Consider the following 25152-nt stretch of genomic DNA (forward strand, 5'->3'; position numbering starts at 1 on the left):
TGCACGACCTCCCCCGGGAAGCGTGCTCCGCCGAGAGTGCCGGGAGGGACCAGCACATGCTGCTGCCCGCCAAGAACGAGGTGGCCAGACATCTGCGGCGCTACCGCACCTGGGAACGCGTGATGCTCGCGTCCCCGACCGACCGCGCGGCCCGGGACAGTTTCGAGGACTCGGGCTACACGCTGTGCGTGCTGATGGGCAAACGCTGCGCCCGCGAGGCCGTGGCGGCCGCCGAACGCTATCTGCGGACGAGCCTGCCCGCCTATCTCCAGGAGCAGGGCGACCGTCCCCAGCAGGAACCCACCGGCAAGACCGGTAAGGACCGGACCCGTAAGGGGGCCGGCAAGACCCGGACCGGCGAGAGCCGTTCCACCAGAGGTGGTCCGCCGTCCGGTCGGCGTTCCACGGCAGGGCTGTAGAGCCCGTAGACACCCGTTCGGCCCAGCGCCGATCCCCGAGCACGGCGGAGGTGAGACCCATGAGCCCGACTCCGGCCCCGACCGTCGGCCGCGTCCCCGTCAGGGATGTCCGCCCGCTCGTCGAGTGCGGCAGACGTCCCGCGAAGGCGGTCGTCGGCGAGACCTTCGAGGTCACCGCGACGCTGTTCCGCGAGGGGCACGGTGTGGTGGCCGCCAATGTCGTGCTCAAGGATCCGGAGGGCCGTCCGGCCCCATGGACCCCGATGCGCGAACTGGCTCCCGGCACCGACCGCTGGGGCGCCTGGGTCACCCCCACCTCCGAGGGCCGCTGGACGTACCGCGTCGAGGCCTGGAGCGATCCCGTCGCCACCTGGCGTCACACCGCCCGGATCAAGGTCCCGGCCGGCATCGACACGGGGCTCGTCCTGGAGGAGGGTGCCGAACTTTTCGCCCGGGCCGCCGCCGGGGTGCCGGAGGCGGATCTGCACGCGGTTCTGGTGACGGTGGTCCGGAAGCTCCGGGACGACACCCTGTCGGCCGCCGACCGGCTGGCGGTGGCGTTGGCGCCGGAGGTCGAGGAGGTCCTGACCCGCCATCCCCTGCGGGAGCTGGTCACCTCCTCCGAGCCGCTGCCCCTGCTGGTGGAACGCGAACGGGCCCTGTTCGGCTCCTGGTACGAGTTCTTCCCCCGCTCCGAGGGCACCCCCGAGCAGCCCCACGGAACCTTCCGCACCGCCGCCCGCCGCCTGCCGGCCATCGCCGCCATGGGCTTCGACGTCGTCTACCTCCCCCCGATCCACCCCATCGGGACCACCTTCCGCAAGGGCCGCAACAACACCCTCTCCCCGACACCGGACGACGTGGGCGTGCCCTGGGCGATCGGCTCCCCCGAGGGCGGCCACGACTCCGTCCACCCGGATCTGGGCACGATCGACGACTTCGACTTCTTCGTCGCCGAGGCCCGCGCCCACGGCCTGGAGATCGCCCTCGACTTCGCCCTGCAGTGCTCCCCCGACCACCCCTGGGTGCACAAACACCCCGAGTGGTTCCACCACCGCCCCGACGGCACCATCGCCTACGCCGAGAACCCGCCCAAGAAGTACCAGGACATCTACCCCATCGCCTTCGACGCCGACCTGCCCGGCCTGATCGCCGAGACCACCCGCGTCCTGCGCCACTGGATGGACCACGGCGTACGGATCTTCCGCGTCGACAACCCCCACACCAAACCGGTGTTCTTCTGGGAACAGGTCATCGCCGACATCAACGCGACCGACCCCGACGTCATCTTCCTCGCCGAGGCCTTCACCCGCCCCGCGATGATGCACACCCTGGCCGCCACCGGCTTCCAGCAGTCCTACACCTACTTCACCTGGCGCACCACCAAAGCCGAACTCACCGACTACGCCACCGAACTCGCCGGTGAGGCAGCCGCCTACATGCGGCCCAACTTCTTCGTCAACACCCCCGACATCCTCCACGCCTTCCTCCAGGAAGGCGGCCGCCCCGCCTTCGAACTCCGCGCCGTCCTCGCCGCCACCCTCTCCCCCACCTGGGGCGTCTACTCCGGCTACGAACTCTGCGAGAACACCCCCCTCAAACCCGGCAGCGAGGAATACCTCGACTCCGAGAAGTACCAACTCCGCCCCCGCGACTGGGACGCCGCCGAACGCGACGGACGCACCATCGCCCCCCTCATCACCGCGCTCAACCACATCAGACGGCGGCACCCCGCACTGCACGGACTGCGAAATCTGCGCTTCCACCACACGGACAACGACGCGGTGATCGCGTACAGCAAGCGCGCCGGGCGGGACGCGGTCGTGGTGGTCGTCAACCTCGACCCCCACCGCACCCAGGAGGCCACGATCACGCTCGACATGGCGGAACTCGGTCTGGGCATGGGCGAAAACGTGCCAGTGCGCGACGAGTTGACAGGGGAGAGCTACCGCTGGGGAAGGACGAACTACGTGCGCCTGGAGCCCGGGCGGGCACCCGCGCACGTCCTCCACGTCCAGCTCCAGGACGACAGCTCGTCCTCCTCGTCGCAGATCGGAGGGTCAGGTACGCCATGACCATGAACAAACCCATCCCGGACACCTTCGAGGACACGCCGCAGAAGGACCGGGACCCGGACTGGTTCAAACGCGCCGTCTTCTACGAGGTCCTCGTCCGCTCCTTCCAGGACAGCAACGGCGACGGCATCGGCGACCTCAAGGGCCTGACCGCCAAACTCGACTACCTGCAGTGGCTCGGCATCGACTGCATCTGGCTCCCGCCCTTCTTCAAATCCCCCCTCCGCGACGGCGGATACGACGTCTCCGACTACACCGCCGTCCTCCCCGAATTCGGCGACCTCGCCGACTTCGTCGAATTCGTCGACGCCGCCCACCAACGCGGCATGCGCGTCATCATCGACTTCGTCATGAACCACACCAGCGACCAGCACCCGTGGTTCCAGGAATCGAGGAAAGACCCCGACGGACCCTACGGCGACTACTACGTCTGGGCCGACGACGACAAGCAGTTCCAGGACGCGCGGATCATCTTCGTCGACACCGAAGCCTCCAACTGGACCTTCGACCCCGTCCGCAAGCAGTACTTCTGGCACCGCTTCTTCTCCCACCAGCCCGACCTCAACTACGAGAACCCGGCCGTGCGCGAGGAGATGCTGGCGGCCCTGCGGTTCTGGCTGGACCTGGGCATCGACGGGTTCCGGCTGGACGCGGTCCCCTACCTCTACCAGGAGGAAGGGACCAACTGCGAGAACCTGCCGGCCACCCACGCGTTCCTGAAGCACGTCCGCCGGGAACTCGACGCGCTGTATCCCGACACGGTCATCCTCGCGGAGGCCAATCAGTGGCCGGAGGACGTCGTCGACTACTTCGGCGACTTCGCCAGCGGCGGCGACGAATGCCACATGGCGTTCCACTTCCCGGTGATGCCGAGGATCTTCATGGCCGTCCGCCGGGAATCCCGTTACCCGGTCTCGGAAATCCTCGCCAAGACACCGGCCATTCCTTCCAGCTGCCAGTGGGGCATCTTCCTGCGGAACCACGACGAGCTCACCCTCGAAATGGTCACCGACGAAGAACGCGACTACATGTACGCGGAGTACGCCAAGGACCCGCGCATGCGCGCCAACATCGGCATCCGCCGGCGCCTCGCCCCGCTCCTGGACAACGACCGCAACCAGATCGAACTGTTCACCGCTCTCCTGCTGTCCCTCCCGGGCTCGCCGATCCTCTACTACGGCGACGAGATCGGCATGGGCGACAACATCTGGCTCGGCGACCGCGACGCCGTCCGCACCCCCATGCAGTGGACCCCCGACCGCAACGCCGGCTTCTCCTCCAGCGACCCCGGCCGTCTCTACCTGCCGACGATCATGGACCCGGTCTACGGCTACCAGGTCACCAACGTCGAGGCGTCGATGTCGTCCCCCTCCTCGCTGCTGCACTGGACCCGCCGGATGATCGAGATCCGCAAGCAGAACCCGGCGTTCGGCCTCGGCACCTACACCGAACTCCCCTCGTCCAACCCCTCCGTTCTGGCGTATCTCAGGGAGTACAAGGACGACCTGGTGCTGTGCGTGAACAATTTCTCGCGCTTCCCGCAGCCCACCGAGCTCGATCTGCACGCCTACGAGGGACTCCACCCCGTCGAACTCATCGGCGGCGTCCGTTTCCCCGCCATCGGTGAACTGCCCTATCTGCTCACCCTCGCGGGCCACGGCTTCTACTGGTTCCGGCTCTCCCGAGTCCTCTCCCGCGCTGCCCGAGGGCGTTGAAGCGCGGGCCGGCGAAAGGACGCGTCACCATGTCGAAGACCGCATCCGCACTGCTCCGGCCGAGCGGCGAAGAGGTCGCCACCGGCCTCATGACCTCGCTGGCGGGGCTGTTGCGCGAGTGGCTGCCACGGCAACGCTGGTTCGCCGGCAAGGACCGGCCGGTCACGGATCTCGCCCTGCTGTCGATGACCGAGCTGTATCCGGGGTGCCTGCATCTGCTCGTGCACACCGGTCAGCCGAGCCACACCGGTCACGGCGGGGTGCCCGCGCCGGGCGGTACTCCCCCGGCCGGCGACTGCTATCAGCTCCTGCTCGGGGTGCGGGAGCATCCGGTGCCGCGCCTGGCCAGGGCGCTCATCGGGCAGGCGCACGAAGGACCGCTCGCCGGTCTGACGGTCTACGACGCGCTGTACGACCCCCGGTCGGCCGAGTTGCTCCTCGAACGGCTGCGGCATCCCGGCTCGGCGGGCCCCCTGCGTTTCGAGGCGGACCCGGGCGCGCGGGTACCCGCCGGGTTGGCGCCCCGGCTGCTGGACGCCGAGCAGTCCAACTCCTCGCTGGTGTACGGGGACGCGTACATCCTGAAGGTCTTCCGGCGCATCCAGCCGGGGGTGAACCCCGATCTGGAGGTGCCGGGCGCGCTGGCCGGGCAGGGGTGCGGCCGGGTGCCGGCGCCGGTCGCCTGGTTCCGCACGATCGATCCGTTCCCGGCGACCCTCGGTGTGCTGCAGCCGTTCCTGCCCGACGCCTCCGACGGCTGGACGCTGGCGCTCGGCGCGCTCGCCGCCGGGCAGGACTTCACCGAACAGGCGCGTGAGCTGGGCCGGGCCACGGCGGAGGTGCATCTGGCGCTGGCGTCGGCCTTCCCCGCCGGGGCCCCCGGCGAGAACGCGCGGACGGCGGCCGCGATGACCGAACGGCTCGACGCCGCCGCACGCGCCGTACCGGCTCTGCGGCCGTACGTCCCCGGTCTGCGCACTGCCTTCCGCGCCCTGCTGGCCTGCGACGCGGGGCCGCCCGCGCAGCGCGTCCACGGCGATCTGCATCTGGGGCAGGTGCTGCGGGCCGGCCCGGAGTGGTTCGTCATCGACTTCGAGGGCGAGCCGTCCCGTCCGCTCGCCGAGCGGTGCGGTACCCAGTCGCCGGTGCGGGACATCGCCGGGATGCTGCGCTCCTTCGACTACGCCGCGCGGCAGCGTCGGCCCTGGCGCCCGGAGTGGGCGCGTCGCTGCCGGGAGGCGTACTGCGCGGGCTACGCGGCCCGCGCCGGCTGGGACCCGCGCGAGAAGCACGGCCTGCTGCGTGCCTACGAGACGGACCGGGCCGTGTACGAGGTCCTCTACGAGGCCCGGCACCGACCCGACTGGCTCCCCGTACCGATGGCGGCGATCGAGCGTCTCGCCGTGAGAGGAGACTGAACCCGTGGCCCTGCGTGACACCACGCCCCCCGAGTCGGCCGGTCCGCCCCGGCGCCGCCCCCGGCTGACCGTGGCCGCCCCTCCCCTGCCCCCCGAGGAACGCGCACGGCTGCTCTCCGGCGCACACCACGACCCGCACGCCCTGCTGGGCGCCCACCCGGTGCCGGGCGGCGGGATCGCGGTGCGGGCGCTGCGCCCGTACGCCCATGCCGTGAGCGTGGTGATCGAGGGCGAGCGCAGCTATCTCGCCTCGGAGGGCGACGGTCTCTTCTCCGTCCTCCTGCCGCTCGACGCCGTCCCCGCGTACACGCTGTTCGTGTCGTACGAGGACACCGACCACGAGGTCCACGACCCGTACCGTTTCCTGCCCGCGCTCGGCGAGCTGGATCTGCATCTGATCCGGGAGGGGCGGCACGAGCAGTTGTGGAAGGCGCTCGGGGCCGAGCCGATGACCCACCAAGGGGTCACCGGCACCCGCTTCACCGTCTGGGCGCCGAACGCCCGCGGGGTGCGGGTCGTCGGGGACTTCGGCTGCTGGGACGGGACGGCGTTCCCGATGAGGTCCCTCGGCTCCTCGGGGGTCTGGGAGCTGTTCCTGCCGGGGGTGGGCGAGGGCGCCCTCTACAAGTTCGAGATCACCGCGCGCGACGGCCGCCGGCTGCTCAAGGCCGACCCGATGGCCCGCCGGGCGGAGGTGCCGCCCGCGACGGCGTCCGTCGTGCACGCCTCGCACTACGAGTGGGGCGACGCCGAGTGGATGGCCCGGCGCGGTGACATCCCGGTGCACCAGGCGCCGTTCTCGGTGTACGAGGTCCATCTTCCGTCCTGGCGCCCTGGGCTGACGTACCGTCAGCTCGCGGACGTGCTGCCCGGATACGTGGCCGATCTGGGGTTCACCCATGTCGAGTTGATGCCGGTGGCCCAGCACCCGTTCAGCGGCTCCTGGGGCTACCAGGTCACCGGCTTCTACGCCCCGACCGCCCGGCTCGGCACCCCGGACGACTTCAAGTACCTCGTCGACGCCCTGCACCGGGCCGGGATCGGGGTGATCGTGGACTGGGTGCCCGCGCACTTCCCGAAGGACGACTGGGCGCTCGGCCGCTTCGACGGGGAGCCGCTGTACGAGCCCGGGGACAGCCGGCGGGCGGAGCATCCGGACTGGGGGACGTACGAGTTCGACTTCGGCCGCACCGAGGTGCGCAACTTCCTCGTGGCGAACGCCGTGTACTGGTGCGAGGAGTTCCATGTCGACGGGCTGCGGGTGGACGCGGTCGCCTCGATGCTCTACCTCGACTACTCGCGGGACTCCGGGCAGTGGTCGCCCAATGTGTTCGGCGGGCGCGAGGATCTGGACGCGGTCGCCTTCCTCCAGGAGATGAACGCCACCGTGTACCGGCGGGCGCCGGGCGTCGTGACGATCGCGGAGGAGTCCACGGCCTGGGACGGGGTGACCCGCCCGACCGACAGCGGCGGGCTGGGCTTCGGGCTGAAGTGGAACATGGGGTGGATGCACGACTCGCTGGGCTACATCGAGCACGAGCCCGTGCACCGCAAGTACCACCACAACGAGATGTCGTTCTCGATGGTGTACGCGTACAGCGAGAACTACGTCCTGCCGATCTCGCACGACGAGGTCGTGCACGGCAAGCGGTCGCTGGTGTCGAAGATGCCGGGCGACTGGTGGCAGCAGCGAGCGAACCACCGCGCGTACCTCGGCTTCATGTGGGCCCATCCCGGCAAGCAACTCCTCTTCATGGGGCAGGAGTTCGCCCAGGGCGGGGAGTGGGTGGAGGCCCAGGGGCCGGACTGGTGGCTGCTCGACCCCGCGTACGGCGCGGAGGCGGACCACCGGGGGGTGCGGGACCTCGTCCGCGACCTCAACACGGTCTACCGCGACACGCCCGCCCTCTGGCAGCGGGACACGGACCCGGCCGGCTTCCAGTGGGTGAGTGGGGACGCCGCCGAGGACAACGTCTTCGCGTTCCTGCGGCTCGCCGCGGACGGCACGCCGCTGTTGGCCGTCTCGCACTTCAGCCCCGTGGTGCGGGAGGACTACCGCCTCGGGGTGCCGGACGGCGTCGCGGCGTGGCGCGAGGTGCTGAACACGGACGCGGCTGTCTACGGGGGCAGCGATGTCACCTGTTCCCGGCCGGTCGAGGCCGAGCCGCATCCCTGGCACGGGCGGCCGGCCAGTGTCCGTCTGACCCTGCCCCCACTGGCCACGGTGTGGCTGCGCCCGGAGCCGTCTTTCGGCCCGGGGGCGACCGGTCAGGATCGGAGAAGCCCGGCGGTGCCGGTCCGGCCTAGCGTGAAGGCGGATTCCAAGGACCGCAGAACACCGCGAAGGAGTGCGTCATGACCGCCGGACTGAAGACCGTCATCTACCCCGTGAAGGACCTGGCTCGGGCGAAGGCCCTGTTCAGTGCGCTGCTGGAGGTCGAGCCGTACGCGGACTCGCCGTACTACGTCGGATTCAAGGACGCGGGGCAGGACGTGGGGCTGGACCCGAACGGCCACGCGAAGGGAATGACGGGGCCGGTGCCGTACTGGCACGTCACCGACATCCGGACGACGCTCGCGGCACTGCTCGGGGCCGGCGCGCAGACGCTGGAGGACGTCCATGACGTGGGCGGCGGCCGGCTGATCGCCTCGGTGAAGGACCCCGACGGCAACCTGATCGGACTCCTCCAGGACACGGTCGCGGAGTAGACGGCCGAGTAGGGCCGAGACGATCGATGCGGCTGCACTAGTTGCACACTCAACGATCGATTCGTCCTCTGTTACCGTGCACATATGGCAGCGAACACGACCGGTGTCCGGCTCGAGGACCAGTGGCGGGACATCCTGTCCGTGCACGCCCGCACGATGTGCGAGATCGATCGCGTGCTGCATCCGCACGGGCTGGGCGCCAGCGACTTCGAGGTGCTCGACATCCTCGCGTCGGGGCTGGCGGCGGCCACGGCGGCCGGGGACCTGTGCCGGGTGCAGAACATCGCCGAGAAGGTCCACCTCAGCCAGAGCGCGCTGTCCCGGCTGATCGGCCGACTGGAGAAGGACGGCCTGGTGGAGCGGTCCGTGTGCGCGGAGGATCGGCGCGGGGTGTGGGTCACCCTGACGGACAAGGGCCGCGAGCTGCACACCCGGGTCCAGCCGCTGCAGCGTGACGTCCTGGCCCGCATGCTGCGGCAGGACTGACCCCGCCCTCGGGGCTCGCGGGAGCGCCTGAAGGCCCTCCCCTCGTCCGTCGGGCGAGCGGTCCCGTGCGGGTCAGATCCCTTGACCTCCGAGCAGGGTGCCCACGTCGTGGGCGTCGAGGGTGAGGCCGTGCGGGGAGCCGGCGTCGATGGTGAGGGAGAGGTCGGCGTCGGCGGGCCACTGGGAGGCCAGGGCGCCCAGGGGCACCAGGCGGTAGCGCGACACATAGGGCAGGAGCTCGGCCATCGCGGGCTCCGAGGTGAAGACCGGCACGATCTGCTCGCCGCCGGGCTGCTCCAGCACGGGCAGCGCCACGGCCGTCGGATCGTTCACGGCCGCCTCGTCGGCGTCGTCCGGGACCGGGATCAGCACGTCGGTGTCGGCGAGCGTGTGGAGCGCGGCCGTGTCATGGGTGTCGAAGGCGAGCGCGGTCAGCGCCCGCTGGGCCGGCGAGGCGGCCTGGGGCGGGGTGTGGCCATTGGCGGGTATGTCCATCGGAAGATCCCAGCTAGTAGCGGAAGGGCCGCCCGGGACGGCGTCCGTCCCGGGCGCTGCGCTGGTCGCGTACCCGACGGGGAGGCGGGCATTCCTCCACCTGGCCGATGCATGGGGGGCGCGAGGGGCCGGTGGGGCGCGAGGGCCCGGTCAGCACGGCTGCGGCCCCCCGGAGGTCACTTCGGATCGAGCCCGTCCGTGCCGCTCTTTCCGGGGCCGTCGAGGACGTACACCCGCGGATCGCCCTTCCGGCCTTCACGGTCGTTCTGCCGGTCGGCAGGGTGTGGTCGGCGCTGTTGTCGTCCTGCGTGAGGGGTCGCGCGGTCGACGATGCACCGAAGCGGCCGACGGTGAAAATGGACCAGTAGTGGTGACCCGCGCCCACGCGGCCGCCGGGAGCGGGCCCCTAGCGTGGCCGCATGACCATGCAACCCTGGTTTCCCGCCGCCAAGCTGGGCATCTTCATCCACTACGGCATCTACGCCGTGGAGGGGGTGCCGGAGTCCTGGTCCTTCTACTGGGGCGAGGTGCCGCACGAGCGGTACATGAAACAGCTCGACGGCTTCACCGCGTCCGCGTACGACCCCGCGGCCTGGGCCGAGTTGTTCGCCCGGGTCGGCGCGAAGTACGCGGTGCTCACGGCACGCCACCACGACGGCGTCGCCCTGTGGGACACCGCCCTGGGCGACCTGGGCGTCGTCCACCGCACCCCGGCCGGCCGGGACCTGATCACCGGGTACGTCGACGCGCTGCGCGAGCGGGGCCTCAAGGTCGGCCTCTACTACTCGCACTCCGACTGGAACCACCCCGACTACGCCAGCGTCCGCCACCCCGAGATCGACCAGTGGACGAACGAACACCCCGGCGGCAACGACGCCAACCCCTACTCCCATGCCGCACCCGGCGAGGAGGACCCGGCCGCCTGGGAGCGCTACCTCGCCTACCGGGACGGCCAGGTGGGCGAGCTGGTCCAGCGGTTCCGCCCCGACCTGCTGTGGTTCGACGGCGAGTGGGAGCGCACCGAACAGCAGTGGCGGATGCGGGAGTTGGCCGAGCTGATCCTCAGGGAGAACCCGGACACCGTGCTCAACGCCCGCATGCTCTCGTACGGCGACTACGCCACCCCGGAACAGGGCGTGCCGCTCGAAGCCCCCGACGGACCCTGGGAGTTGTGCCTGACCATCAACGACTCCTGGGGCTTCCAGCACGCGGACCACAACCACAAGTCCGTGCGGCAGCTGGTGCGTTACTTCGCCGAGACGATCGGCATGGGCGGCAACCTGCTGCTGGACGTCGGGCCGAGGGCGGACGGGACGATCCCCGCCGAGCAGGTCGAGCGGCTGGAAGGGCTCGGGGCGTGGATCGGGCGGCACGCCGACGCCGTGTACGGCACGGTCGCCGGGCTGCCCGCCGGGCACCACTACGGTCCGAGCACCCTCTCCGCCGACCGGCGCACCCTGTACCTGATGTGTTTCGACGTGCCGCGTGAGTCCGTGGCGGTCCGGGGGCTGCGCAATCCCGTCAGCAAGGTCACCGTCCTCGGCACGGGCACCGAGCTGGCCCACCGGGTGATCGGCGGTCTCGACGCGGTACCCGGCGTGACCTGGATCGACGCACCCGCGGAGGCCGACCTCGATCCGTACGCGACCGTCCTCGCGGTGGAACTGGAAGGGGAGATCGACCTCTACCGGGGCACGGGCCGCGACTGACCCGTCCCGGCCCGACACCCGCGTCGGGCCGGGACGTCGGGCACGGGGCGTCGGCCCCAAGGCGTCGGGCGCGGGGCTCATCACCCCGCGTGTCACCGCTCGTCACCGCACCTGCTGGGCCCGTACGAGGGCGTGGAGCGGGCCGGGGACGTGTTCGGGGCCTACGTACAATCCTCGGGGAATCGACCGTGGGTTCGCTCTCAGGAACCTCCGGATCGGCCCGGGACGGCCCCGGGCCCGCTTCAGGGGGAATCGCGTTGCCGTGGGACGTCGCTCCGCTGGTGAGCCGGGAGACCGAGTTGAGCCGCCTCGCCGACGTGCTCGACGGGCTGGCCGGGCCCGGCCACGGCCCGGCGGTCGTGGACGTCACCGGCACGGCCGGCATCGGCAAGACCAGGCTGGTCGCCGAGTTCTGCGCGCGGGCCCGGGACAAGGGCATGACGGTGCTGCGCGGCCGGGCGACCGAGTACGAGCGGCACCTGCCGTACCAGCCGTTCGCCGACGCCCTCGCCGACCTCGACGCCGAGACGGGGATCCCGTCGCCGTTCGCCGAGGTCCACACCATGGACCGGTTCGCCCTGCAACGCGCGGCGGCGGCGTTCCTGGCCCGGATCGCGCACACGGGCAACGGCCTCGTGGTGGCCCTCGACGACGTGCACTGGGCGGACCCGGCGTCCCTGGAGCTCCTCGACCACCTCGTCCGGCATCCGCCCCGGCGCGCGCCCGTGGTGATCGTGGTGGCCCGGCGGGAACGGCAGACCGCGCCCCGGCTCGTCGCCTCCCTCACCCGGGGCGTCGAGGCCGGGACGGTGCTCCGCCTGGAACTGGGCCCCCTCGACCGGGACGCCTGCCTCGCGGCGCTGGCCCCGGGCCGCCCGGCCGGTCTCGCCGCCGAGCTGTACGCCGCCAGCGAGGGCAACCCGCTGTACTTCCTCGCCCTGCTCCAGGCCGGCAGGCCCGCGGGGCTCAGCTCACTGCTGCTGGACGAGCTGACGCCGCTCACCGACGACCAACGCCGGACGATCCAGGCCGTGGCCGTGCTCGGCGACCACGCGGCACCCGCTCTGGTGGCCGCCGTCACCGGGCGCCCGGAGCATGAACTCGACGCGGATTTCCATGAGTTGGCCGTCCGGGATCTGGCGCGACCGGGGACGGACGGACGGTGGACGCTCCGCCATCCGGTGCTGCGGTCCCTCGTCCACGACACCACCGACCCGACGCTGCGCACCCGGATGCACCACCTCGCCGCCGTCGAACTGGCCCGGATCGGGGCGCCGGTCGACGAGCGGGCGCACCACGTCGAGCGGGCACTGACCGGCTGGGACCCGCACGCCGTGACCGTGCTCACCGAGGCCGCGCGGCAGGCCGCCGCGACCGCGCCCGCGAGCAGCGCGCACTGGCTCGGCGTCGCCCTCGCCCATCTGCCCGAACAGCCGGTGCACAGCGTGCTGCGCCGGGATCTGATGCTGCGCCGGGCCGAGGCGCTCGGCGCCTGCGGCGGGCTGCGCGAGAGCCGGGACCTGCTGCACGAGGTGATCAGCCTGTCGCCGCCGGGCACCGACGACGGCGCGCGGACCCTGGCCGTCACGCTGTGCGCGGTGATGGAGCGCCATCTCGGCCGGTACACGGAGGCCGTGGCCCTGCTCCGCCGTGAACTGGCCCGGGGCGCCGACCTCTCCCCCAGCGAGACCGTCCGACTCGGCCTGGAGCTGGGCTCGTCGGCGCCGCACGCCAGCTCGTATCCGGACGTCCGCGACGACGTGGCCCGCACCCTGGAGCTGGCCCGGTCACTGGGCGACGAGGTCGCGGAGGCGGGCGCGCTCGCCGTCACCGCGCTCGGGGAGGCGTACGAGGGCAACCCCACGGCCGCCGCCGAGGCGACCGACCGGGCAGCCGCGCTCATCGACTCCCTGACCGACCAGGATCTCGCCGGCCTGTGCGAACCGCTGGCCCGGCTCAGCTGGGCGGAGGCGTTCCTGGAGCGGTACCCGGACGCCGAACGGCACGCCGAGCGCGGCCTCGGGATCGCCCGCCGGGGCGGTCTGCTCTATGTGATGCCGCATCTGCTGCTGTGCCGGTCCCATCTGCACGTCATGACCCTGCGGCTGGGGTCGGCCCTGGAACTCGCGGAGGAGGCGGAGACGATAGCCCGGGGCATCGGCAGCGACGAGTTGCTCGCCTTCGTCCTGGCGTCCAAGGCCCTGGCGCTGATCCCCGCGCTTCCGCCGGGTGACGGCGGTGCGCTGGCCGTGGCGGAGGAAGCCGTCTCCCGGGCCGGTACCGGCACCGGCTGGTGGGCGTCCATCGCGTGGTGCCTGCTGGGGTTCGCCGCGCTCCACGCCGGTGATCCGGTGCGGGCCCGGGCGGCCGTGCTGCGGGCGGGCGGTGAGGACCTGTCCGGTCTGCAGCCCAGCATGCGGCCCCTGTTCACCGAGGTTCTCGTCTCCGCCGCCGTGGCCACCGGGGACCATGACGAGGCCCGGCGGTGGGCGGAACGTGCCCGCAAGGAGGCGGAGCGGCTGGGTCTCGTGGCGCAGCGGGCGTCCGCGCTGCGCAGCCTGGCACATGTGCCGTTGGCCGAGGGTGATCTGGCCGCCGCCGCCGAGCTGTTCGAGCAGGCCGCGGAGGAGGCGGCCCGGGGGCGAGGCGGGTTGTGGGAGGCGCAGACCCTGCTGATGGGAACTCCCCTGACGGCGGCGGCGGGCCGCCCGGCCCGTGCCCGCGCCATGTGGGAACGCGCCGTACGACTGAGCGGCGAGGCCGACGCCCACCTCCTGACCGGCCTCGCGGAGGCGATCCGCCCCGCGGTCTTCGTGGAGTCGGAGACCGGCGCGGCGGTGGATGCGGGAAGGGGTGCGGAGGCCGGGCCGCCGTCGCCGGAAGGGGCGGCCGTGGGGCTGGCCGCGCTGTCCGCGCGGGAGCGGGAGGTCGCCGCCCTCGTCGCGAAGGGGCTGACCAGTCCCGCCATCGCCGAGCGGCTCTTCCTCAGCCCGCGCACCGTCGAGACGCACCTCGCCCGCATCTACCGCAAGACAGGCGTCACGTCGCGAGCCGCGCTGGCGGCCCTCCAGACCCGGGACGAACTGCGCGAGGGCGGCGCGTGAGGCGGGATGCCAAGGCACGCGTGAGCAGTGGGATGTCAATGAATGGGTGTGATGTGCACCCCCTCGATGCGTCTCCTCCGAGCGGGGTGGTTAGCATATGAGCGCCGCCTAGCTCGAAAGACAAATCTGTGACTCTCAACGAGGACTCGTTCACCGTCTGGAAGCACCGCGAGGAGATCGCGGAATCGATGATCCCGATCATCGGGAAGCTGCACCGCGAGCGGGACGTCACCGTCCTGCTGCACAGCCGCTCCCTGGTGAACAAGTCGGTGGTCAGCATCCTGAAGACCCACCGGTTCGCCCGCCAGATCGCCGGCGTGGAGCTCTCGGTCACCGACACCCTGCCGTTCCTGCGGACCCTCACCACGCTCGACCTCGGCCCCTCCCAGATCGACATCGGCCTGCTCGCCGAGGCCTACCAGGCCGACGACCGGGGCCTGTCGGTCGAGGAGTTCACCGCCGAGGCCGTCGCCGGCGCCACCGGCGCCAACAAGATCGAGGGCGGGGAGGGACGCGACGTCGTCCTCTACGGCTTCGGCCGCATCGGCCGCCTCGTGGCCCGCCTGCTCATCGAGAAGGCCGGCTCGGGCAACGGGCTGCGGCTGCGCGCCATCGTGGTGCGCGGCGGCGGGGAGCAGGACATCGTCAAGCGCGCCTCGCTGCTGCGCCGGGACTCCATCCACGGCCAGTTCCAGGGCACGATCACCGTCGACGAGGCGACCAGCACGATCAACGCCAACGGCAACGAGATCAAGGTCATCTACGCCGGCGACCCGTCCGAGGTCGACTACACCGAGTACGGCATCAAGAACGCCATCCTCATCGACAACACGGGCAAGTGGCGCGACCGTGAGGGTCTTTCGAAGCACCTGCGGCCGGGCATCGACAAGGTCGTGCTGACCGCGCCCGGCAAGGGCGACGTCCCGAACATCGTGCACGGAGTCAACCACGACACGATCAAGCCGGACGAGCAGATCCTGTCCTGCGCGTCCTGCACCACCAACGCGATCGTGCCGCCGCTGAAGGCGATGGACGACGAGTTCGGTGTGCTGCGCGGTCACGTGGAGACCGTCCACTCGTTCACCAACGACCAGAACCTGCTGGACAATTACCACAAGTCGGACCGTCGCGGCCGTTCCGCGCCGCTCAACATGGTCATCACCGAGACGGGTGCCGCCTCGGCCGTCGCCAAGGCGCTGCCCGAACTGAAGGCGCCGATCACCGGCAGCTCGATCCGCGTCCCCGTCCCGGACGTCTCGATCGCGATCCTCAGCCTGCGCCTCGGCCGCGAGACCGACCGTGAGGAAGTCCTCGACTACCTCCGGGGTGTCTCGCTGACCTCCCCGCTGAAGCGCCAGATCGACTTCACCAACGCGCCCGACTCGGTCTCCAGCGACTTCATCGGCTCCCGCCACGCCTCGATCGTCGACGCCGGCGCCACCAAGGTCGACGGCGACAACGCGATCCTCTACCTCTGGTACGACAACGAGTTCGGCTACTCCTGCCAGGTCATCCGCGTCGTCCAGCACGTCTCCGGGGTGGAGTACCCGACGTTCCCCTCGCCGGCGGTCTGATCCACCGGCGCGGGATCCGCGGATCGGTGTGAACCGACTCCGAACAGTCGACGGCCTCGGTGCCGCCCCCTCGGGGTGGCACCGAGGCCGTCGTCAGGTTCGAGGCCGTCGTCAGGTACGGGCCGCGCGGAGAACGCTAGAGCGGCGTGATGCCGAGTCGCTCGGCGAGTTCGTCGGCGGCGACGCCGTACGTCTCGCGGATCCGTACGCCTTCGGCGCCGACGTCGAAGACGCCGTGGTCCGTGTAGACGCGGCTGACGCAGCCGAGGCCGGTGAGCGGGTAGGTGCACCGCGGCACGAGCTTCGGCTCACCGGAGCGGGTGAAGAGCGTCATCATCACGTAGACGTCCTTGGCGCCGATGGCGAGGTCCATCGCGCCGCCGACGGCGGGGATGTCGTCGGGCCCACCGGTGGTCCAGTTGGCGAGGTCGCCGTCGAAGGCGACCTGGTACGCGCCGAGGACGCAGACGTCGAGGTGGCCGCCGCGCATCATCGCGAAGGAGTCGGCGTGGTGGAAGTACGCCGCGCCCGGCAGTTCGGTCACCGGGACCTTGCCGGCGTTGGTCAGGTCGGGGTCGATCGCGTCGCCCTCGGCCTTCGGGCCCATGTTGAGCATGCCGTTCTCGGTGTGCAGCACCACCCCGGAGCCGGCCGGCAGGTGGTCGGCGATCTTGGTGGGTTGCCCGATGCCGAGGTTGACGAAGGAGCCGGCCGGGATGTCGCGTGCGATGACGGCGGCCAGTTCGTCCATCGAGAGACGGTGATCGGTGGACGTGGTGGTCATCGTGCCCCCTGCACGGTGTAGTGCCGGGCGGCCACCTGGACGACCCGGTCGACGTAGATGGACGGGGTGACGACGGTCTCGGGGTCGAGCTTCCCGGGTTCGACGACCTCGTCGACCTGGACGATCGTCGTCGTCGCGGCCGTGGCCATGACCGGTCCGAAGTTGCGGGCGGTCTTGCGGTAGACGAGGTTGCCCATGGTGTCCGCGACGTGCGCGGCGATCAGCGCGTAGTCGCCCTTGATGGGGTACTCCAGCAGGTACGTCCGGCCGTCGATCTCCCGTACCTCCTTGCCCTCGGCCAGCGGCGTGCCGACCGCGGTCGGGCAGTAGAAGGCGCCGACGCCGGCACCCGCCGCCCGCATACGCTCGGCCAGGTTGCCCTGCGGCACCACCTCCAGCTCGATCTTCCCGGCGCGGTAGAGGCCGTCGAAGACCCAGGAGTCGGCCTGGCGCGGGAAGGAGCAGAGCACCTTGCGCACCCTGCCGGCGGCCAGCAGCGCGGCCAGCCCGACGTCGCCGTTGCCGGCGTTGTTGGACACGATCGTCAGGTCTTTCGCACCCTGCCTGATGAGCGCGTCGATCAGGTCGAACGGCATGCCGGCCAACCCGAAGCCGCCGACCAGAACGGTCGCCCCGTCTTCGATGCCGGCGACCGCCGCGTCGGTGCTGTCGAGGATCTCTGCCCGGCTCATCGCTTCGCCCCCGTGACGTCGCAGTTCTCCAGCACGACGGCCAGGCCCTGGCCGACCCCGATGCAGATCGCGGCGACACCGTAGCGCTGGCGCGTCTCACGCAGCACCTTGGCCAGCGTGGCGAGGATGCGGCCGCCCGAGGCGCCGAGCGGGTGGCCGATCGCGATGGCGCCGCCCTTCTGGTTGACGATTGCGGGGTCGATCTTCCAGGCGTCGACACAGGCGAGCGACTGCACGGCGAAGGCCTCGTTGAGTTCGACCGCGCCCACCTGGTCCCAGCCGATCCCGGCCCGGGCCAGCGCACGGTTCGCGGCCTCGACCGGGGCGTAGCCGAAGGCCTGCGGCTCCAGCGCCATCACCCCGCGCCCTGCGACACGGGCGATCGGGTCGGCCCCGATCGCGGACGCCGCCTGCTCACTGCCCAACAGCACCGCCGAGGCACCGTCGTTGAGGGGGCTGGCGTTGCCCGCGGTGATGGTGCCGCCCTGATCCGGTGTGCGGAAGACGGGCTTGAGCCCCGCCAGCACCTCGGCGGTGGATCCGGGCCGGATGCCCTCGTCGCGGGTCAGGTCGATGCCGTCGACCGGTGCCACCAGGTCGTCGTAGAAGCCGGACTCCCAGGCGGTGTGGGCGAGTTGGTGGGAGCGGGCGGCGAACTCGTCCTGGCGCTCGCGGGAGATCCCGAAGCGCTCGTGGAGCTGCTCGTTGGCCTCGCCGAGGCTGACGGTCCACTCCTTCGGCATCCGCGGGTTGACCAGCCGCCAGCCGAGGGTGGTCGAGACGGCGGTGACGTCGCCGGCCGGGAAGGGTTTCGCCGACTTCGGCAGCACCCACGGCGCACGTGTCATCGACTCCACGCCGCCGGTCAGCACCACCTCGGCGTCCCCGGACTCGATGGTGCGGCTGGCCGTCATCGCCGCGTCGAGGCTCGATCCGCACAGGCGGTTGACGGTGGTGCCGGGGACGCTCACGGGGAGGCCGGCGAGGAGCGCGGCCATGCGGCCGACGTTGCGGTTCTCCTCGCCGGCGCCGTTGGCGTTGCCCCACACCACGTCGTCGATGGCGGCGGGGTCGAAGCGGGGCACCCGGGCGAGCGTCGAGGTGATCGCGGCGGCGGCGAGGTCGTCGGGGCGCACGCCGGCCAGCGCACCGTTGAAGCGGCCGAACGGCGTCCGTGTCGCGGCGTAGAGGAAAGCACTCATGACAGGGACGCTAATCCCGAGCCGCGATATTCTGAAGTACGCATATCGAAGCCGATTGATATGGACGACATATGGATCTGCGGCACCTCCGGTACTTCGTGGCGGTGGCCGAGGAGCGGCACTTCGGTCGTGCCGCCGAGCGGCTCCACATGGCCCAGCCCCCGCTCTCCCAGCAGATCCGGCAGCTGGAGGCGGAGCTGGGCGTCGAGCTGCTGCACCGCACGACACGGCGCGTGGAGGTGACCGAGGCCGGCCGCGCCTACCTGGAGCGGGCCCGCGCGATCCTCACCGACGTCGACGAGGCCGGCCACCACGCGCGGCTCGTCGCGGCCGGTTCGGTCGGGCACCTCGCGATCGGGTGCGTGGGCTCGGCGACGTACAGCCTGCTGCCCGCGCTCTCGCGGCGGCTCACCGAGGAACTGCCCGGCGTCGACTTCTCCTTCCGTGGCGAGATGCTCGCACCCGACCAGGTCGACGCGTTGCGCAGCGGCGCGATCGATGTGGCGCTGCTGCGCCCTCCCGCGGCCGACCTCTCCCTCACCGTGCACACCCTGCGCCGGGACCGGCTCGTCGTCGCCGTACCCGTCGAGCATCCCCTCTCCCGCCGGAAACGGCTGCGCGCCGCGGACCTCGCCGGCGCCGACCTGATCGTGCACTCCGCCGACCGCCGGTCCGTGATGTACGACGTCGTCCTGGGCCTGCTGCGTGACGCCGGTGTGGAGCCGCACATCCGCCACGAGGTCGGCGAGACCTCGACGCTGGTCACGCTCGTGGCCGGCGGACTGGGTGTCGCCGTCGTACCCGAACCGGTCACGGCGCTGGCACTCGACGGCGTCACCTACCTGCCCCTGGCGGGGGCCGACGCACGCGTGGAGCTGGCGGTCGCCCACCGCGCGGACCGCGCCGAGCCGCACCTGGCGCGCACGGTGGGGATCATCCGGGCGGTGATCTGAGAGGCGGGGACCGATGCCGTCCCGTCGGCCGACACGCTCGGCACGCCACTGGCCACTGGCCGCCGGCCGCCGACCACCGGCCACCGGCCACCGGCCACCGGCCACCGGCTGAAGGACGGCACGACCAGGTGGTGAGGCGCCACTCGCGTCTGCGGGGAGGCCGCGAAAACCGCGAACTCGGCGGTCGGGACGCCGCTCACGGCTGAGGTGTACGCCATGCGTCGCACGGTCTCCACGGCGAACGGACCGACGCCGTCGCCGCTGAGCAAACCTTGGTGACACCACTCTGGTTGACCACGACCTCACTGTCTGGCGGCCTCGTCCGGCGTGGCGGACGTTTTTCGAGGGCTGCCTTGATCGTGTGGCCGAGCCGGTCCGCCCGGTGGTCCTGGCTGGCTGAAGTCCTCGGCCGGGACCGAGATGCCTCCCGTGACGAATCCGGTGAGCACCGCGTCGATCGTAGGGACCTGGTCCGCCGCCGGTGCCGTGACGGCCCCCCGCCCGCTCAGCGTCCGGGAGACCGACAGACTCGACCGGCACACAGGGCCCCACTCCAACGTGCGTTCCGTGACCGGCACGTTCGACAGGCACGAGATGCCCTCCCCATGGACGGGCAGGGCGCCGGGGCTGGTCTACGCGTGGCGGGGGTCTTGTTCGCCCGCCCCGTCCCGTCGTGGGTGGGAGGTGTCCTTGCCGACGGTGGTGGGGTGGGCGATGGACCGGGCGTACCAGCCGGCATCGGAGGACTGCGCTTCATGCCCGGAGCCACCGACAGCAACTTCCACGCCCGCGCCGGCATGAACAACACCGCCTTCGGCCCCGGCATGAAGAAGAACAGCCGCAAGGAAGTCGCCCGCCAGGGCTTCCTCGCCCTGATGAACGGACGTGCCGAAGTCGTCGGCGGTGACGCCGCCACCAAGGGCACCGCCATCGAACACCGCTTCCTGCCCGAGCCCTACAAGGCCGCCCGCCACGCCACCAAGGCCAGGCCGCGCCCTGAGCACTGAGCACTGAGCACTGACTGAGCGTTCGGCCTTGTCTCGGGAGAGTCAGCGCCGTCGTCCGTGCCCTCCGAAGTCGAGGCTGCTGCGGTACTTGGGGTGACCGACTCCTGGGCGACACATGGGAGTTGCTGCCCTCAGACGAACTCCGGTCTGCTCCCAACGCTCCCCCAGGCGCCGCCTGTTTGCCCGCTGACTCTCCCGCTGGCAGCAAGCGCGGCTGCGACGCCATGATCACACCAGCCGCCGCAAGATCCTCACACGGATCCCGCTGGCCTCCGGCGCGCTGATCACCTGCTGGACAGGCGGAGATTTCCGGACCAGGTATCGCACCGGACACGACCGGAGTCGAAGGTGAGTTCCAACGCGAGCCGCCCGATGTCCGGCTCCCCCTCCTCACGTACCGCAAGGACCATCTCTCCGAGGTGGTCCGCGAACGGAGTCTCACCGCTGACCGGAGCTACCTGGACGCGGCCCAGCTCTGCCATGTCGTATCCCGCGAAAGGCGCCGACGAATCCACGATCAGGCACCAGTCCGACCCGGCTGTCACGTGGGTGGCGACCTCTTCGCTATCGATCAGCCACACATCCAGCGGGCCGGCCGGGGCATCCGTGCCGTACAGGTGCCACGACGCGACCACCCGCTCAAGGCGTCGCCCGACCAGGTAGTCAGGAAGCACACCGACCCCGTGCAACGGGCACCCGTTCAACCGCTCCAGCTCCACTCGGCGACCGTACCGTCAAGCAAGGTTCCAGCTCACACGCTTCCTCGGGACATGCCTCAACTCTCCCCAGTACGCGGGCTGTTCACAGCCGCATCAGCCTGCCAACATCGTTGTCCAGGTCTGACGCTTTGGTGGGGGGCAGGGCTGCATGACGTCCGTACAGAACAACGACCAGCGGCTGCTCGACCGCATCCTGGAGGACCAGCATCGGAAGCTGGCACCGGACAAGAGCAGGGACGACTTCTTCACGTTCTTCGCGGCCGACAAGGCTCTGCAGGACTGGGACCTCGACAACGACGAGATCATGGACGGCATTGTCGACGGGGCCCACGACTGCGGCATCGACGGCCTCTGGACATTCGTCGACGAGCGCTACGTCACCGCCGATGCCCATCAGTTCCTGCCCTCGCGTGCCGGAAAGATCGAATTGGTGATCCTGCAAGCGAAGACGTCGACCGGTTACCAGGAAACCGTGGTCGAGAAGCTGCATTTCCATCTGCCGACACTGTTGGACATGAGCCGGGACGAAGAGGACTTGGCTCCCCACACGAACGCCAAACTCCTGGACCGCACAAGGCGCTTCCTCCATATCCTCGAAGAGTTGGCGTCATCGTTCCCCCAAGTCCGCATAAAGGTGATCTACGCCAACAAAGCCGCCGAGACGCCGCACCCCAACGTGAAGGCCAAGGGAGATCGGCTGCGACGCGAACTTGCGAAAATCACCTCGGACACCAAGGCAGATCTGGAGTACCTCAACGCCGCTGACCTTCGTGAACGTACCGCCCGGGGGGCCAAAGCGGTCGCGCAGTTGGTATTCACCGAGACTCCGATGAGCACCTCGCTCGGCGAGGGGTACGTGTGCCTGGCCCGCTTGGACGAGTACTACCGCTTCATCACCTCGGACAACGAAGCACTGCGCCTGGAACTGTTCGAATCGAACGTGCGTGACTACGCCGGGTCCACCGCGGTGAACAACGCCATCAGCGAGACGCTCAAGTCCGGTACGGGCGAGGACTTCTGGTGGTTCAACAACGGCGTCACCGTAGTCGCCGACGCTGCCCAGATCGCAGGCAAAAGGATCGTCGTCAAGGAGCCGCAGATCGTCAACGGGCTACAGACCAGCCATGAGATCTACAGCTACTTCCAAAACGGCGGCCAACATCGTGACCGCTCCCTCCTGGTCAAGATCGTGGTCGCACCCGAGTCCGGCACCGCCCGCGACCGCATCATCCGAGCCACGAACAGCCAGACACAGCTGCCGGCGGGCGCCCTGCGAGCCACCGAAGCCATCCAGAAAGATATCGAGGAAAGCCTGGGCCACGCAGGTGGTTACTACTACGAACGGCGGGCCAGCTACTACCGCAACCTCGGCTTCCCGCTCGACCGGGTCATCAGCATGACCCGCTTGGCCCGAGAGTTCACCGCCTTCGTACAGCGGGAACCACACACCGCCCTGCGGCACTCGGACGCATTGCTACTGGACGACCAGCATTACGCCCAGATCTTCTCGCCCCGTCACGACCTGGACATCTACCGCCTCTGCCTCGACGTCCACACCCGTCTACGGACCTTCCTGGCTCAGTACGCAGAAGACCGCCCACTGCTGGGGGAAACCCTGGAGAACTGGCTCTATCCCCTGGCAGCCATGTCTGCCCACACCCTGACCAGGCTGAGGCAGCCCACCCAGCGGGATTTGCTCAATATCGACCTCGAGCACCTCAGCGACGACCTCATGTCCCGTATGACGGGCACGCTGGAACAGAACTTCAAGAGCGCCCTGCGTCAGAGCAAAGCCGGCGGTGTCGACCGCATCGCCCGCACCCCTGAATTCACCGCCAAACTCCGCCAGGCCATCATCTCTCAAAGCCGATATCACATCGAACGTTAGTGGCTGATGCGTCGGCAGGCACGGTCTTCCAGGCAGGTCACGGGGCGCAGAGCACTCCATGAGACGGAACCTCCCTGCATCGTCGGTCGGTCACATCAACGCCGCCGCCTCGCCTGCCACCCAGGTCTGCCAGACATGACGGGTGTTCGGCAGGTCAGGGCGGTCAAGGAGCCAGAGCACGTACCCGGCATGGCACCGGGCCCACGGACTGTCCGAATCAGCGGCCCGCTCGAGCCTGCCGCGAAGATCAGCGCTGTCGACAGCGCGGGCAACGCGCACGTATTCGCGATCCTTGCAGCGATACGCCCGCTGGACGACGATCTCGACCAGGTCGGTGAGCTTCGCCTTGATCGCCTCCTCGTGGCGAGCACGGGCCACCTCCCGGATCAGACGCTGCTTCGTGCCCCACGCCTTCGCATGCTGCGTCCACTCCAGCGGGTACTTCGCCTCCCACTCCAGGAAGAGCAACACATAGGGCAGCCCCGGCCACGTCGCCAGATCCCTGCCCGCAGGACCACCCCACACCCCATCAGGCAGCGAACGCCTCTGGGCTTGCTGATGCCTCCGGCGCGCCTGCAGAAAGGCCGGCTCGCGGTACTGCTCGTCCGCTCCCAGGGGCCGCGTCAGCAGCCACATCTCATTGGACCGGGCGAGCGCGTCAGTGACCTTCCTCTGGGCCTCCGCCAGACGGACGAGCGCTTCACCTCTCGCAGCCGGATCCTCCGCTATGAGTCCGAACGCCCAACCCAGTCGCTCAGCCCATGCACCAGCGTCGTCCGCATCTGTACCTGCCTCTTCAGCCACGCACGGGATCATCTCCTGGCGCAGTCGGCTCGCTCCACCCGATGGTGCGGGGGGGGGAGAGACGCAAAGGCTACGGGGCGCAACGGACGTGAGCAGGAACCGCCCGCTGTCCCTCTCTTCACTCTGCAACCGCCCTTCCCCGGAACCGCCGCCCCGGTGGCGGGACTCCGACGGCAGCGATCTGTGGGCAGCCGAGGACGAGACCCGCGATCGGATCATCGGGTTCTATCGGCGCACGTGCGGACTGGTCCGGTCGCTCGTCGCGGAGCGGCGCATGCTGATCGTGCTGGACAACGCCCGTGACTTCGACCAGATCCGTCCCCTGCCGCCCGGCGGCTCCACCTGCATGGTCGCCGTGACCAGCCGTAACCACCTGGGTACCCTGGCCACCACCCACGGATCCCGCTCCCTGGCCCTGGGCATCATCGCCGCACCTGGCCGCCACTCGACCACGCCTCGGCCGACCGGCCGCTCCGCCCGAGTGGCGGCATGGTGTGATGGCGCCGTGAGCCGAGCTTCCGAAGAGTCCAACCGCCGTATGCTGCGGGCCCGGGACGCCATGGACCGGGCGTACGCGCAGCCGCTGGACGTGCCCGCGCTGGCCCGGATCGCCCATGTCTCCGAGGCGCACTTCACCCGTACGTTCCGGGCCGCGTTCGGGGAGACGCCCCACCGCTATCTGCAGCGTCGCCGGGTCGAACGGGCGATGTTCCTGCTGCGGGAGACCGACCGCGGAGTGACGGACATCTGTTTCGACGTGGGCTTCGGCAGCCCGGGGACCTTCAGCCGCACCTTCCGCGACATCGTGGGCACCTCGCCGCGGCAGTACCGCAAGGAGGCGCCGCCGCTGCCCGTCCCGACGTGTTTCACGAAGGCGTGGACGCGGCCGAGCGATTGAGCAGTTCTGGATAAGTTTCCGACCCGTCCGCTCGGTAGCGTGAGGCCCATGTTCACCGCCATCACGCACTCGCAGATCTACGTCCTCGACCAGGACGAGGCCCTCGACTTCTACGTCGGCAAGCTCGGCCTGGAGGTCAACACCGATGTCGACCTGGGCTTCATGCGCTGGCTGACCGTCCAGGTGCCCGGCCGTCCGGAGCGCCAGATCCTTCTGGAGAAGCCGGGGCCTCCGGCGCTCTCCGAGGAGACCGCGGCCCAGGTCCGCGAACTGCTCACCAAGGGGGCCATGGGCGGCCACCTCATCTTCAGCACGGACGACTGTCGCAAGACCTACGACACCCTCCTCGGCAAGGGCGTCGAGTTCACCGAGGAACCCACCGACCGCCCCTACGGCATCGACTGCGGCCTGCGCGACCCGTTCGGCAACAGCATCCGCTTCACCCAGCCGAAGGGCTGAGCCCCGGTCGCTCCCCGGCCGCGGGGGCATTGTCAGTGGTGG

Annotated in this window: 21 protein-coding genes; 15 read left to right on the forward strand and 6 right to left on the reverse strand. The window is 70.3% G+C overall.

Annotated features, from left to right (window positions below; genetic code table 11):
• Positions 1–56 precede the first annotated feature (56 nt).
• From L3078_RS04560 to L3078_RS04590, 7 genes are all read left to right on the forward strand, one after another.
• Positions 57–419 (forward strand): DUF5133 domain-containing protein, encoded by a 363-nt coding sequence (locus L3078_RS04560; RefSeq protein ID WP_239750940.1) that lies wholly within the window; start codon positions 57–59, stop codon positions 417–419.
• 59 nt (positions 420–478) lie between these two features.
• Positions 479–2494, forward strand: a complete 2016-nt coding sequence (locus L3078_RS04565; RefSeq protein WP_239750943.1) for an alpha-1,4-glucan--maltose-1-phosphate maltosyltransferase — start codon at positions 479–481, stop codon at positions 2492–2494.
• Complete coding sequence (gene treS, locus L3078_RS04570) at positions 2491–4209, forward strand: maltose alpha-D-glucosyltransferase (protein WP_239750945.1); 1719 nt, start codon at positions 2491–2493, stop codon at positions 4207–4209. The genes L3078_RS04565 and treS overlap by 4 nt, the downstream gene beginning before the upstream one ends.
• A gap of 29 nt (positions 4210–4238) precedes the next feature.
• Complete coding sequence (locus L3078_RS04575) at positions 4239–5627, forward strand: maltokinase N-terminal cap-like domain-containing protein (protein WP_239750949.1); 1389 nt, start codon at positions 4239–4241, stop codon at positions 5625–5627.
• A gap of 4 nt (positions 5628–5631) precedes the next feature.
• Positions 5632–7986 carry a 1,4-alpha-glucan branching enzyme gene (gene glgB, locus L3078_RS04580; protein WP_239750952.1) on the forward strand — a complete coding sequence of 785 codons (2355 nt, stop codon included), beginning with the start codon at positions 5632–5634 and terminating at the stop codon, positions 7984–7986.
• Positions 7983–8336 (forward strand): VOC family protein, encoded by a 354-nt coding sequence (locus L3078_RS04585; RefSeq protein ID WP_239750954.1) that lies wholly within the window; start codon positions 7983–7985, stop codon positions 8334–8336. The genes glgB and L3078_RS04585 overlap by 4 nt, the downstream gene beginning before the upstream one ends.
• Positions 8337–8420: 84 nt before the next feature.
• Positions 8421–8822 carry a MarR family winged helix-turn-helix transcriptional regulator gene (locus L3078_RS04590; RefSeq protein ID WP_239750956.1) on the forward strand — a complete coding sequence of 134 codons (402 nt, stop codon included), beginning with the start codon at positions 8421–8423 and terminating at the stop codon, positions 8820–8822.
• A gap of 72 nt (positions 8823–8894) precedes the next feature.
• Here L3078_RS04590 and L3078_RS04595 read toward each other — a convergent pair whose 3' ends face one another.
• On the reverse strand, positions 8895–9317 hold the full coding sequence (locus L3078_RS04595; protein WP_184898176.1) for an SseB family protein: 423 nt from the start codon (positions 9315–9317) through the stop codon (positions 8895–8897).
• Positions 9318–9736: 419 nt separating this feature from the next.
• On the opposite strand from L3078_RS04595, the gene L3078_RS04600 reads away from it, so the two are divergent.
• From L3078_RS04600 to L3078_RS04610, 3 genes are all read left to right on the forward strand, one after another.
• A complete protein-coding gene (locus L3078_RS04600) occupies positions 9737–11026 on the forward strand; it encodes an alpha-L-fucosidase (RefSeq protein ID WP_239750959.1) in 1290 nt (429 codons plus the stop codon).
• Between the two features lie 257 nt (positions 11027–11283).
• On the forward strand, positions 11284–14130 hold the full coding sequence (locus L3078_RS04605; protein ID WP_239750961.1) for a helix-turn-helix transcriptional regulator: 2847 nt from the start codon (positions 11284–11286) through the stop codon (positions 14128–14130).
• A 128-nt stretch (positions 14131–14258) separates the two neighbouring features.
• Complete coding sequence (locus L3078_RS04610; RefSeq protein ID WP_239750963.1) at positions 14259–15704, forward strand: glyceraldehyde-3-phosphate dehydrogenase; 1446 nt, start codon at positions 14259–14261, stop codon at positions 15702–15704.
• A gap of 136 nt (positions 15705–15840) precedes the next feature.
• Here L3078_RS04610 and L3078_RS04615 read toward each other — a convergent pair whose 3' ends face one another.
• From L3078_RS04615 to L3078_RS04625, 3 genes are read right to left on the reverse strand one after another with little or no spacing between them, the layout of a single operon-like run.
• On the reverse strand, positions 15841–16488 hold the full coding sequence (locus L3078_RS04615; RefSeq protein ID WP_239750965.1) for a 3-oxoacid CoA-transferase subunit B: 648 nt from the start codon (positions 16486–16488) through the stop codon (positions 15841–15843).
• Entirely contained in the window at positions 16485–17180 is a 696-nt protein-coding gene (locus L3078_RS04620; protein WP_239750967.1) for a 3-oxoacid CoA-transferase subunit A, read from the reverse strand. The genes L3078_RS04615 and L3078_RS04620 overlap by 4 nt, the downstream gene beginning before the upstream one ends.
• A complete protein-coding gene (locus tag L3078_RS04625) occupies positions 17177–18382 on the reverse strand; it encodes a thiolase family protein (RefSeq protein WP_239750969.1) in 1206 nt (401 codons plus the stop codon). Before L3078_RS04625 ends, L3078_RS04620 begins: the two co-directional genes overlap by 4 nt.
• Positions 18383–18453: 71 nt before the next feature.
• Here L3078_RS04625 and L3078_RS04630 point away from each other — a divergent pair, with 71 nt between their 5' ends.
• Positions 18454–19335 carry a LysR substrate-binding domain-containing protein gene (locus L3078_RS04630; RefSeq protein WP_239750970.1) on the forward strand — a complete coding sequence of 294 codons (882 nt, stop codon included), beginning with the start codon at positions 18454–18456 and terminating at the stop codon, positions 19333–19335.
• Positions 19336–20090: 755 nt separating this feature from the next.
• Positions 20091–20342 (forward strand): hypothetical protein, encoded by a 252-nt coding sequence (locus L3078_RS04635; protein WP_239750972.1) that lies wholly within the window; start codon positions 20091–20093, stop codon positions 20340–20342.
• 284 nt (positions 20343–20626) lie between these two features.
• Here L3078_RS04635 and L3078_RS04640 read toward each other — a convergent pair whose 3' ends face one another.
• Positions 20627–21061: a hypothetical protein gene (locus L3078_RS04640; protein WP_239750974.1), complete on the reverse strand. Its 435-nt coding sequence runs from the start codon at positions 21059–21061 to the stop codon at positions 20627–20629.
• Between the two features lie 148 nt (positions 21062–21209).
• On the opposite strand from L3078_RS04640, the gene L3078_RS04645 reads away from it, so the two are divergent.
• A complete protein-coding gene (locus tag L3078_RS04645; protein ID WP_239750976.1) occupies positions 21210–22949 on the forward strand; it encodes an AIPR family protein in 1740 nt (579 codons plus the stop codon).
• A 90-nt stretch (positions 22950–23039) separates the two neighbouring features.
• Here L3078_RS04645 and L3078_RS04650 read toward each other — a convergent pair whose 3' ends face one another.
• The gene (locus L3078_RS04650; protein ID WP_239750978.1) at positions 23040–23753 is read right to left on the reverse strand and encodes a hypothetical protein; all 714 of its coding nucleotides are present in this window, start codon (positions 23751–23753) and stop codon (positions 23040–23042) included.
• 505 nt (positions 23754–24258) lie between these two features.
• Here L3078_RS04650 and L3078_RS04655 point away from each other — a divergent pair.
• On the forward strand, positions 24259–24651 hold the full coding sequence (locus L3078_RS04655) for a helix-turn-helix domain-containing protein (RefSeq protein WP_239760208.1): 393 nt from the start codon (positions 24259–24261) through the stop codon (positions 24649–24651).
• A 48-nt stretch (positions 24652–24699) separates the two neighbouring features.
• Positions 24700–25110, forward strand: a complete 411-nt coding sequence (locus L3078_RS04660) for a VOC family protein (protein WP_217178351.1) — start codon at positions 24700–24702, stop codon at positions 25108–25110.
• Positions 25111–25152: the final 42 nt, after the last annotated feature.

Source organism: Streptomyces deccanensis, from assembly GCF_022385335.1.
In the GTDB taxonomy this organism is placed as follows: Bacteria; Actinomycetota; Actinomycetes; order Streptomycetales; family Streptomycetaceae; genus Streptomyces; species Streptomyces deccanensis.